9 protein-coding genes are annotated in these 11,310 nt (G+C 74.0%); 4 read left to right on the top strand and 5 right to left on the bottom strand.

All coding sequences use genetic code 11. The features are described 5' to 3' along the window. Both ACFE60_RS13830 and ACFE60_RS13825 read right to left on the bottom strand, forming a co-directional pair. On the bottom strand, positions 1-1,901 hold a 1,901-nt coding region (locus ACFE60_RS13830), incomplete at its 3' end, for a polyribonucleotide nucleotidyltransferase (RefSeq protein WP_375389446.1). Positions 1,902-2,285: 384 nt separating this feature from the next. After that, a complete protein-coding gene (locus ACFE60_RS13825) occupies positions 2,286-3,443 on the bottom strand; it encodes an FAD-dependent monooxygenase (protein ID WP_375389445.1) in 1,158 nt (385 codons plus the stop codon). Between the two features lie 50 nt (positions 3,444-3,493). Here ACFE60_RS13825 and ACFE60_RS13820 point away from each other — a divergent pair, with 50 nt between their 5' ends. Beyond that, positions 3,494-3,952, top strand: coding sequence for a MarR family winged helix-turn-helix transcriptional regulator (locus ACFE60_RS13820; protein ID WP_375389444.1), 459 nt, complete (start codon positions 3,494-3,496; stop codon positions 3,950-3,952). 129 nt (positions 3,953-4,081) lie between these two features. On the opposite strand, the gene ACFE60_RS13815 is transcribed toward ACFE60_RS13820, so the two are convergent. Genes ACFE60_RS13815 through ACFE60_RS13805 form a run of 3 tightly spaced genes read right to left on the bottom strand, consistent with a single transcriptional unit; the run spans position 4,082 to position 7,346 of the window. Further along, positions 4,082-5,821, bottom strand: coding sequence for an FAD-binding oxidoreductase (locus ACFE60_RS13815; protein ID WP_375389443.1), 1,740 nt, complete (start codon positions 5,819-5,821; stop codon positions 4,082-4,084). After that, positions 5,818-6,570 (bottom strand): lysophospholipid acyltransferase family protein, encoded by a 753-nt coding sequence (locus ACFE60_RS13810; protein WP_375389442.1) that lies wholly within the window; start codon positions 6,568-6,570, stop codon positions 5,818-5,820. Before ACFE60_RS13810 ends, ACFE60_RS13815 begins: the two co-directional genes overlap by 4 nt. Then, complete coding sequence (locus ACFE60_RS13805) at positions 6,567-7,346, bottom strand: SDR family NAD(P)-dependent oxidoreductase (RefSeq protein ID WP_375389441.1); 780 nt, start codon at positions 7,344-7,346, stop codon at positions 6,567-6,569. Before ACFE60_RS13805 ends, ACFE60_RS13810 begins: the two co-directional genes overlap by 4 nt. A gap of 21 nt (positions 7,347-7,367) precedes the next feature. On the opposite strand from ACFE60_RS13805, the gene ACFE60_RS13800 reads away from it, so the two are divergent. Genes ACFE60_RS13800 through ACFE60_RS13790 form a run of 3 tightly spaced genes read left to right on the top strand, consistent with a single transcriptional unit; the run spans position 7,368 to position 11,137 of the window. Beyond that, entirely contained in the window at positions 7,368-9,662 is a 2,295-nt protein-coding gene (locus tag ACFE60_RS13800) for an SDR family oxidoreductase (RefSeq protein ID WP_375389440.1), read from the top strand. After that, a complete protein-coding gene (locus ACFE60_RS13795; RefSeq protein WP_375389439.1) occupies positions 9,659-10,423 on the top strand; it encodes a putative protein N(5)-glutamine methyltransferase in 765 nt (254 codons plus the stop codon). Before ACFE60_RS13800 ends, ACFE60_RS13795 begins: the two co-directional genes overlap by 4 nt. Before the next feature lie 9 nt (positions 10,424-10,432). Next, positions 10,433-11,137, top strand: coding sequence for an HpcH/HpaI aldolase/citrate lyase family protein (locus ACFE60_RS13790; RefSeq protein ID WP_375389438.1), 705 nt, complete (start codon positions 10,433-10,435; stop codon positions 11,135-11,137). Positions 11,138-11,310 lie beyond the last annotated feature (173 nt).

Here is an 11,310-nt window from a genome sequence, read left to right as displayed (position 1 = left end):
ACGGCGCCGATGTAGACGGTGCCGTCCTCCTCGATGGAGATGTCGGCGCCGGTGGAGTCCTGGATCCCGTTGATCGTCTTGCCCTTCGGGCCGATCAGCTCGCCGATCTTGTCGACGGGGATCTGCACGCTGATGACGCGGGGCGCGGTCGGCGCCATCTCGTCGGGCGCGTCGATCGCCTGGTTCAGGACGCCGAGGATCGTGAGGCGCGCCTCACGGGCCTGCTGCAGCGCGCCGTCCAGCACCGACGACGGGATGCCGTCGAGCTTGGTGTCGAGCTGGATCGCCGTGACGAACTCGCTGGTGCCGGCGACCTTGAAGTCCATGTCCCCCAGCGCGTCCTCCGCGCCGAGGATGTCGGTGAGGGTCGCGTACTGCGTCTCTCCGTCCACGGTGTCGGACACGAGGCCCATCGCGATGCCCGCGACAGGTGCCTTCAGGGGCACGCCCGCGTTCAGCAGCGACAGGGTGGAGGCGCAGACGGAGCCCATCGAGGTCGAGCCGTTCGACGAGAGCGCTTCGGACACCTGACGGATCGCGTAGGGGAACTCCTCGCGCGGCGGCAGCACCGGCACGAGCGCGCGCTCGGCCAGGAAGCCGTGCCCGATCTCGCGACGCTTCGGCGACCCGACCCGGCCGGTCTCACCGGTGGAGTAGGGCGGGAAGTTGTAGTGGTGCAGGTACCGCTTCTTCGTGATGGGCGACAGCGAGTCGATCTGCTGCTCCATCTTCAGCATGTTCAGCGTGGTGACGCCCAGGATCTGGGTCTCGCCGCGCTGGAAGATCGCCGAGCCGTGGACCCGCGGGATGACCGCGACCTCGGCGTCGAGCGGGCGGATGTCCTTCAGGCCGCGGCCGTCCATGCGGACGCCCTCGCTGAGGATCCGGCCGCGGACGACCTTCTTGGTGACCGACTTGTACGCGCCGGAGACCTCGCCGAGGGCGGAGGCGGGCAGCTCGCCGGTCTCCACCTTCGCCTGGACGGCGTCCTTGACGCGCGACTTCAGTGCGTCGTCGGCGTCCTGCCTCTCGGTCTTGCCGGCGATCCGGTAGACGTCCTGCAGCTCCGACAGCGCGAGGTCCTCGACCACCGCGTAGGTCGCCTCCGAGTAGGGCAGGAACACCGGGTACTCGCGGGTCTCCTTGGCGGCCTGCTTCGCGAGCTCGGCCTGCGCCTCGACGAGGAGCTTCAGGAACGGCTTCGCGGCCTCGAGGCCCTGGGCCACGACCTCCTCGCTCGGCTTCACCGCGCCCGCGCGGATCTTCTCGAACGCGGTCTCGGTCGCCTCGGCCTCGACCATCATGATCGCGACGTCGCCGGTCTCGGTGACGCGGCCGGCGACGGTCAGGTCGAAGACGGCGTCCTCGAGCTGCGCGAACGTCGGGAACGCGACCCACTGGCCGTCGATGAGGGCCAGGCGGACGCCGCCGATGGGGCCGCTGAACGGCACGCCGGACAGCTGGCTGGAGGCGGAAGCGGCGTTGATCGCGAGGGCGTCGTAGAACTCGCCGGGCGCGATCGAGAGGACCGTGATGACGATCTGGACCTCGTTGCGGAGGCCGGTGATGAACGACGGGCGCAGGGGCCGGTCGATCAGGCGGCAGACCAGGATCGCCTCCGTGGAGGGACGGCCCTCGCGGCGGAAGAACGAGCCGGGGATCTTGCCGGCGGCGTAGGACCGCTCCTCGACGTCGACCGTCAGCGGGAAGAAGTCGAACTGGTCCTTGGGGTGCTTGCCGATGCTCGTCGCGGACAGCAGCATCGTGTCCTCGTCGAGGTACGCGGCGACGGAACCCTGCGCCTGCTGCGCGAGGCGACCGGCCTCGAAACGGATGGTGCGCTTGCCGTACTTGCCGTTGTCCAGAACGGCTTCGGCGGACTTGATCTCGGGACCCTCCAAGAGGCGTCTCCTTCTGTGTCTGGCGTCATTCGGACGCGCTTCGGGAACAGACGGAGATCAGCGGGGAGGAGCGTGGCAAGCCGCGGCGGGCGCACCTCGATGGTGCGTCTCGCCGTCGGCCCCTGGTCATCAGTAGAAGAACGCGGGTCCCGTGACCCGAGGTCCACCACTAACGACCAGCTCCCAGCCGGTCTGCTCCGGTGCCCCGCGCTCGCGCGAGGCGGAATCATGGTACCAGGCGGCGTGTCGGGCTCCCCGGCACCTTCGCGGATCCGGATTCCTCTCGCGGATCCGGAGATCCTGAGCGACACGCCGCGTCCGGCGACCGCGCCACGGCGTGTCGTCGGATCCATCCGGATCCGCGAGGGGAGGCGGCGTCGCCGCTCAGACGCGGTAGCCCGTCATCCAGGCCGAGCCCCGCTCGGTCACGACCGTGCGGAGCAGCACCCGCATGACCGCCTCCTGCACCCGCATCCCGAGGGGGCCGGGGATCTTGCTGCTGCTCGACCGCGCGCCCGCCGAGACGATCCGCTCGACCCGGCGCCGCCGAGCCGACTCGAAGCGCGCGAGCGCCGTGGCCGGGTCCTCCGCGCCACGCAGCTCCCGCGCGAGGACGACCGCGTCCTCGAGCGCCAGCGAGGCGCCCTGCCCCGAGCTGGGCGAGGGCGCGTGGGCGGCGTCGCCGATCAGGACGACGCTCCCCCGGCGCCAGCACGGCACCGTCGGGAGGTCGTAGGTGCTGTCGCCGGCCAGCTCGAGCACGCCCGCGCGGATCAGGTGCTCCGCGTCGCCCGGGTCGCCGGCGACGAGCCCCGCGAGGCGGTCGCGCCACGCGTCGCCGCTCGTCGCGGCCCGCACGTCGCGGGCGATCTCCGGCTCCGGCACGTTGACGAACCACACGACGTCGCCGGCGGGCGTCGGATGCGCGCCGAAGAACGCGCGACGACCGAACACCATGGTCCACGCGCGCTGCTCCAGCCTCGCCGCGACCGGAGTCCCGCGGGTGATCCCGCCGAAGTTCGTCAGCCCGACGTACCGCGGCGCGGGTGCTCCGGGATCGATCGCTGAGCGGACCACGGACCGGACGCCGTCGGCCCCGATCAGCACATCGGCGTCGACCCGCTCGCCGCCGTCGAGCTCGACCGTCGTGCCGTCGACCCCTCGCACGGCCGCGCCCCTGCGCACCGCGATGCCGCGCCGCACCGCCTCCGCCGTGAGCACCCCGACCAGGTCCGATCGGCGGAGCGTGAGCCCGCGCAGCCCGGAGGCGAGCGGCACGCCGATCGACACGCGGCCGAGCGGGGTGCCGCTCGCGCCGACCAGCAGGTGCGTGTCGGTCGGGAAGCCCACGTCGGCCAGCCGCGGCAGGACGCCGAGCGCCGCCGCCGCGGCGAGGCCGTTCGGCGCGAGCGTCAGGTAGGAACCGCCCGCCGCCGCCGCTTCGTCCCTCCGCTCGAGCACGATCGCCTCGATGCCGGCGTCCTCCAGCGCGAGCGCCGCTGCGCCGCCGGCCACCCCACCGCCCACAATGAGTGCACGCATTCGGTTCCCTTCGGATGTCGTACTGTTCGAATATCGAAAGGATAGTGCGGATGAGCGAGCCGAGGCAAGCCGCGATGGCGGACATCGGGCTCGCGATGCAGCGCTACCAGCGCAGCGTGCAGGCCTTCGACGACGCGGTCGGCCGCCGGCTCGGGCTCGGGCCCGCGGACCTGCGATGCCTCGACTGGCTCGCGGACGGTCCGAAGACGGCCGGCGAGCTCGCTCGCGGTGCCGGCCTGAAAGCCGCGGCGACCACCGCGCTCCTCGATCGGCTCGAGCGCCGCGGCCTCGTCGAGCGGTTCGCGGACGAGGACGACCGGCGGCGGGTGCTCGTCCGCATGACGGCGGATGCCGAGCGCGAGGTGGGCGCGCTCTACGGTCCGATGGTCGTCGAGGGCGTCGGGGTGTTCGACGGACTGGGCGCCGAGGACCTCGAGCGGCTGCGCCGGCTGCTCCTCCGCATGACCGACCTCACAGACCGGCACCGCGCCCGCGTCGAGGGCGACTGACCCTCTCGCGGATCCGGACCGAAGCGGCGACACGCCGGGTTCCGACGCTCGGGCACCGGCGTGTCGCCTCGTTCATCCGGATCCGCGAAGCATCTCCGGATCGGCGAAAGGTATCCGGATCCGCGAGCGTCAGGTCGGGGTGATCTTGCTCGGGTTCAGGTTCCGGCCCGGGTCCGTCGCGGCGAACAGGCCCTCGAGGACGCCGATGCCCTGCTCGGACAGCACGTCCGGCAGCCAGGCCGCGTGCTCGACGCCGATGCCGTGGTGGTGGCTCGGCACGCCGCCCAGGTCGATGAACGCCTGCTGGATCGCCGACTTGACCACGTCGTACTCCGCCTCGGGCTCGTCGCCCATCACGAACGCGAAGGTGAAGTAGAGGCACGCCCCCGAGTGGTACGAGTGCGACAGGTGGCTCATGATCCAGCCCTTGCGGCCGAGCGACTCGTAGGCGGCCTCCGCCGCGGCGATCACGCCGTCGTGCATGGCGTCGAGGCCGGCCCACGGCACGCTCGTCTCCGACACGTCCCCGGCGGTCCCGCGGTCGAGCAGGAAGTCGCGGAGGTAGGGGGTGTCGAACTTCTTCTGGTCGTAGAGCACCCCGGGTCCGGTGCCGACCCCGATGCCGCCGCTGCGCTTCACGGCCTTCTCGACCACCTTGCGCTGCGCCGCGACGTGCGCCGGCGTGCCCTCGTAGCCGATGAACGAGAGGCACATCTCGTCGAGGTCCCAGCCGCGGCGCTTGAGGAAGGCGAACAGCCCCTTCTGCGCGAGTCCGGAGAACCCCTTCGACGCCTTCGACGTCGACAGCGAGAAGCCGGTCTCGCGGCCGTCGGACACCCGGGTGATCGCGGGGTGCACGTCGCCCTCCGCGATGCGCCGCATCGCGGCGCTGCCGGCCCGCCAGTTCGGGAAGAAGTACGCGTGGATGACGCGCTGCTGGGGCACCCGGTGCACCTGCACCGTCGCCTCCGTGATCACGCCGAGCCGGCCCTCGCTGCCGAGGACCATCTCCCGCACGCTCGGGCCGGTGGAGGCGGAGGGGGTCGGCCGCAGGTCGAGCACGCCGCCCGGGCGGGCGACCCGCATGCCGCGGGCGATGTCGGCGATATCGCCGTACTTGTCGGACTGCATGCCCGACGAGCGGGTCGCGATCCAGCCGCCGAGGCTCGAGTGGGTGAACGAGTCCGGGAAGTGCCCGATCGTCCAGCCCCGCGGGTTCAGCTGCGCCTCGATCGACGGGCCGAGCGCCCCGGCCTGGATCCGCGCGAGGCCGGACGCCTCGTCGATCTCGAGCACGCGGTCGAGACGGCCGAGGTCGACCGACACGACCGGTCGCGCCTCTCCGGGCACCGGCTCGAGCGAGCCGGCGATGTTGCTGCCGCCGCCGAACGGGATCAGCACCGCGTCCTGCGCGACGACGACGTCGACGATGCGCTGCACCGCCGCCTCGTCCGCCGGGTAGACGACGAGGTCGGGCACGCGGGGCAGGTGCCCGGCCCGCACCTTGATCAGGTCTCGGATGCTCTTGCCGTAGGTGTGCACGACCCGGTCGAGGTCGTCGTCGTGCACGCCGTCGGCGCCGACGGCGTCGGCGAGCGCCGCGCGCAGCGCGTCCGGCGCGATGGAGGCGGGCACGTCGAGCGCACCGAAGTCGGGCTGCTCCAGCACGCTCGCGGTGTGCAGGTCGATGCCGACGGCCTTCAGCACGAACGGGGCGAAGGCCGGCTTGTCCTCGTGGTGGAACGCGACCCCGGGGACGCCCCAGCCCCACCACTTCATGTGCGCGACGGCCGCGGCGCCGGGGGGCGACGCCGCGACGGCGGCCGCGTCCTCGCGGTCGGCGGCCGTGGGGGTGACGAGATCGGTCATCGGTGTCCTCCGGACGTGGAGCGGCCGGTCGAGAGGACCGCGTGGGCGTGCTCGTCGTGCAGGCGCTGGACCTCGCCCCGCACCCGGCGCATGTACTCGGACGCGGTCTCCCCCGCGATCGCGAAGACGGGTTCGCCGTAGACGACGGCGACCGGCGGCCGGCCGGCCTTCGGCCACTTCGACCCGCGCGGGTGCGCGATGTGGGCGCCGATGATCGCGACCGGCACGCACGGCACCGACTCGGCGGTGGCGAGCGCCGCGGCGCCCGCCTTGAACTGGCCGATGCGGCCGGTCCGGCTGCGGGTCCCCTCCGGGAACACCAGCAGCGGCACGCCGCGGCGCAGCAGCGCCCGCGCCTCGGAGGCGGGCCGGTCGACGCCGGAGCGGTGGATCGGGAACGCGTTGAAGAACAGGGCGGTCAGCCCCTTCCGCCAGCGCACGTCGAAGAAGTAGTCGGCCGCGGCGCCGGCGGAGAGGTAGCGGGCGAGCCGCCGGGGCAGGGTGGTGAAGATCAGCGGGGCGTCGAGGTGGCTCGAGTGGTTCGCCACGACGACGAAGGCGCCGCGCAGCCCGGCGAGCCGCTCGCGGCCGAGGATGCGCACCGTGAGGATCGTGCGGATCAGGCCGCCGAGCAGCACCCGCTGCGCGACCCAGCGGGCGGCGGCGATCGGCTTGGAGGTGTACCGGTCGAATCCCACGGCGGGGGGTTCGGAGCTCGCGGGGGGTCGGTTCGTCACCCGCGTCGTCACGTGGACACGGTACTGCCGCGCCGGTCGCTCAGCGCCTTCGAGATCCGACGGATCCCGCCGCGTGGCGCGTGCCGCGCGACGAGCATGAGCGCCTTGTAGCGCACGCTCGGCGTGGACACGACCCGGCCGCGCGACAGGTCCTTCAGCGCGGCGTCGACCAGCTCGTCGGCGTCGAGCCACAGCGCGGCCGGCATCGACGAGCCGCTGATGCCGGCGCGCTCGTGGAACTCGGTCCGCACCCAGCCGGGCTCGAGCGCCATCGCGGAGACGCCGGTGCCGTCGAGCTCGTTCGCGAGCCCCTCCGTGTACACGGTGACCCACGCCTTGATCGCGGAGTAGGCGCCCATCGTGATGCGGCCGGCGGTCGAGCCGACGTTCACGATGCGGCCGCGGCCGCGGCCGGTCATCGCCCGCCCCGCCGCGCCGGAGAGCACCTGCACGGCCCGCACCATCACCTCGAAGGCGCGGTCGTGCGCGGCCTGGTCGGCGGACAGCAGCTTCGCCCGCACCGGGAAGCCCGCGTTGTTGACGAGCAGGTCGATCGGCGCGGCCGCGTCCTCGAGGCGCGCCGCCACCCGGTCCACGTCGGCGCGGTCGGCGAGGTCCGCGCGCAGCACCTGCACCTGCCGGCCCTGCGCCCGGTACGCGGCGGCCTCGTTCTCGAGCCGCTGCTCGTCGCGGGCCACGAGCACGAGGTCCCAGCCGCGGCGCGCGAGCGCGCGCGCGAACGCGGCGCCGATGCCGCTCGTCGCACCGGTCACGAGCGCGGTAGCCATTCCGCATACGATACGGACCCGATGACGAACAGCGCCGGTGCCCCCTCCGGCGCCATCTCCGAGCCCGCGGTCGAGCACCTCTCCGGACACGTCCTGATCACGGGCGGCACGGGCTTCGTGGGGCAGGCGGTGCTCGAGCGCCTGCTCGTGTCCCACCCGGACACGCGGATCTCCCTGCTCGTCCGCGGGAAGACCGGGCAGTCCGCCGAGGACCGCACGCGGAAGCTGCTGGCGAAGCCGGTCTTCAAGCCGTGGCGGGAGGCGGTCGGCCGCGACGAGGCGGCGAGGATCTTCGCCGAGCGCGTGACGGCGATCGAGGGCTCGCTCGACGAGGTGCCCCCGCTGCCAGGCGATCTCGACGTCGTGCTGCACAGCGCCTCGACGGTGTCGTTCGATCCGCCCATCGACGAGGCGTTCGCGACGAACACCGGCGGTGCGCGGAACCTGTACACGGCGATCGCGGCGAGCGGCGCCGACCCGCACGTGGTGCACGTCTCCACCTGCTACGTCGGCGGGATGCGCAAGGGCGTGCTGCCGGAGGCGCGCCTCGACCACACGACGGACTGGCGCGTCGAGGCGTCGGCAGCGGCGGCCGCCCGCCAGCGGGTCGAGCTGCGCAGCCGCGAGCCGGGCGTGCTCCGCGGGCTCATGACGCGCGCCCGGCTCGAGCACGGCAAGGAGGGGCCGCGCGCGGTGGCGCAGTCCGCTGAGGCCGCCCGTGTCGACTGGGTGAAGGACCGCCTGGTCACGGCCGGAAGGGCCCGCGCGCAGAGCCTCGGCTGGACCGACGTCTACACGTTCACCAAGGCGCTCGCCGAGCGGGCCGCCGAGGAGCTGTGGGGGTCGGCGCACCGGCTGTCCGTGGTGCGCCCGAGCGTCATCGAGAGCGCGCTGCAGCACCCGTTCCCCGGCTGGATCGACGGCTTCAAGGTGGCGGACCCGCTGATCATCGCCTTCGGCCGCGGCGAGCTGCAGGACTTCCCCGGCGTCCCCGACTCGGTGCTCGACATCGTGCCGGTCGACTACGTCGTGAACGCGATCCTCGCCGCCGCGGCGACCCCGCCTCCCGCCGGGGCGCCCCGCTACCTGCACGTCGCCTCCGGCGCGAGCAACCCGCTGCCGTTCCACGCGATGTACCGGAACGTGCACGACTACTTCACCGCGAACCCCATCCCGGACACCCCCGGGGCGAAGGGCATGCCGACGTGGCAGTTCCCCGGCGACCGCCGGGTCGAGCGCGCGATCCGCCGGGCGGAGCGGCTGGTCGGCGCCGCGAACACCGCGCTCGACCGCCTGCCGTCGACGGCCAGGACGCGCGAGTGGCAGCGCACGATGGGCAGGAGGGAGCGCGACGTCGCGAGCCTGCGCACCCTGTCCGACCTGTACCGCGCCTACGTCGGAACCGAGCTGATCTTCGACGACGCGAACGCCCGGGCGCTGCAGGAGCGCATCCCCGGCGACCGGCCGACCGAGGGCTTCGACGTCACCCGCATCGACTGGAACGACTACATGCAGCGGGTGCACGTGCCCGCGGTGACGCAGCTGATGCGGGTGTTCTCCCGCGGCCGCAGCGGCTCCCGCCCCGCCCCGGAGCTGCCGGCCGACCTGCCGCATCGCGGCGACGTGCTCGCGGTCTTCGACCTCGAGGGCACCGTCGTCGACTCGAACATCGTGCAGCAGCGGCTGTGGGTGAAGCGGGCGCAGGGCGGCGACGCCGCCGCGGTCGCGGAGGCCGGCTCGATCATCACCCGGCTGCCGGCGTACCTGGCCGCCGAGCGCCGCGACCGCGGCGAGTTCCTGCGCACCTTCCTCCGCCGGTACGCCGGCATGCCCGCCGCTCGTCTGCAGGCCGCGGTGCGCGGCGGCTACACCGACGAGCTGCTGGCGCACACGAGCGCGCAGGCGCTGCGCCGGGTCCGCGAGCACCGCGCCGCCGGCCACCGGACCGTGCTGATCACGGGCTCGATCGGGGTCCTCGCCGAACCGCTCGCCGCGCTCTTCGACGAGGTCGTGGCCGGCTCGATGCACGAGGAGGCGGGCACGCTCACCGGGTACCTCGGCGCGCCGCCGCTCGTCGACGAGGCGCGCGGCGCCTGGCTGACCCGGTACGCGGAGCGCGGCGGATTCGACCTGGCCGCGTCCTACGCCTACGGCGACAGCGTCGCCGACCTGCCGTGGCTGTCGCTGGTGGGCGTCCCGACCGCCGTGAACCCGGATGCGCGGCTCGCGCGCGCTGCGCTCAGGCGGCGCTGGCCGATCATCGAGTGGCGCCGCGGGGGCGTGTCCCGCAGCGACCTGCTGACGCCCGGTCCGTGACGGGGGACGACCTCGTCCCGCGCCTGCGCGCTGCGGGCGTCGTCTTCGCGGAGGAGGAGGCGCGGCTGCTGGCCGCGGCGGCGTCCGGTGCGGCGCTCGACGCGCTCGTCGATCGCAGGGCGGCCGGCGAGCCGCTGGAGCCGCTGCTCGGCTGGGCGGCGTTCGACGGCCTGCGCGTACCGGTCGACCCCGGCGTCTTCGTCCCCCGCCGCCGCACCGAGCTGCTCGCGCGGGAGGCCGCCGCGCTGGCGACGCCGGGCGCGCTCGTGCTCGACCTGTGCTGCGGCACCGGCGCCGTCGGGCTGGCGATCGCGACCCGCGTGCCCGGCGTCCAGGTGCACGCCGCCGACGTCGAGCCCGCCGCCGTCGCGAACGCGCGCAGGACGCTCGCCCCGGTGGGCGGCACGGTCCGGCAGGGCGACCTGTTCGACCCGCTGCCGGAGCGCCTCCGCGGCCGCTTCGCCGTGATCGCGGTCAACGCGCCGTACGTGCCGACGGACCGGATCGCCGACATGCCGAGGGAGGCGCGCGACTTCGAGCCGGCGGTCGCGCTCGACGGCGGCCCCGACGGCCTGGACCTGCACCGCCGCATCGCGGCCGAGGCGCCGGCCTGGCTGGCGCCCGGCGGCGCCCTGCTGATCGAGACGGGCCGCACCCAGGCCGCCTGGACCGCGCTGCTGCTGGAGCAGGCGGGCCTCGTTGCCGGAATCGAGTCCGACGACGAGGTCGACGGCACGGTGGCGATCGGGCTCGCCCGCTAGCGTCGCCGGATGCGCGACCACGACGTGCGGCTCGGGGTGTGGGCGATGCTCGGCGAGCCGAGGACGGCGGTCGCGCTCGAGGGCGCCGGGTTCGACTGGGTGCTGCTCGACGCGCAGCACGGCCACTTCGACGACCGCGCCGTGCGGGCGACGCTCGCGCTGCGGCGCGACCCCCGGGTGCCGATGCTGGTCAGGCCCGGGGCGAACCGGGCGGACCTGATCGGCCGCGCGCTCGACGCGGGCGCCGACGGCGTGATCGTCCCGCTCGTCGAGAGCGCGGCGGAGGCGGAGGCGGCGGTCGCCGCGGCGCACCCGCCGCCTCGGGGCATCCGCAGCTTCGGCCCCCTCGTCGGTCACGAGCCCGTCGATCGCCCCTTCGTCGGCATCATGGTCGAGACCGCAGCGGGGCTCGAGGACGTCGAGGCCATCGCGCGCACGCCCGACCTCGACCTGGTCTTCGTCGGCCCCTTCGACCTGTCCGCGTCGCTGGGCACGACCGTCGACGGCCTGCTCGAGGACGACGGCCCGGACGGCCCCCTCCCCCGGATCCTCGCCGCCTGCCGCGCTGCAGGGGTCCTGGCCGGCGCCTTCGGGGCGACCGAGCCGCGGGCGCGGCGCTTCCTGCAGCTGGGGTTCACCCACGTCGTCGCGGCCCTCGACGTCTCCGTGCTGGCGGCCGGCGGCGCGATCGCCCGGCGCGTCCGCGAGGGCTGAAGCGGGTCAGACGACGGCGAGCTTCGCCCGGAGGGTCTCGTCGGACGGCTCCACCACGTGCGAGCCGTCCGCGAAGACGATCACGGGGATGCTGAGCCGGCCGCTGATCGCGAGCGCCTCGTCGGCCGCCGCCTTCGACGCCTCCACGTCGATCCACCGGTAGGCGACGCCCT

It is taken from the genome of uncultured Amnibacterium sp. (assembly GCF_964245895.1).
In the GTDB taxonomy this organism is placed as follows: Bacteria; Actinomycetota; Actinomycetes; order Actinomycetales; family Microbacteriaceae; genus Amnibacterium.
The sequence above is the reverse complement of the archived record's forward strand: the minus strand, read 5'-3'. Positions and strand labels throughout refer to the sequence as shown.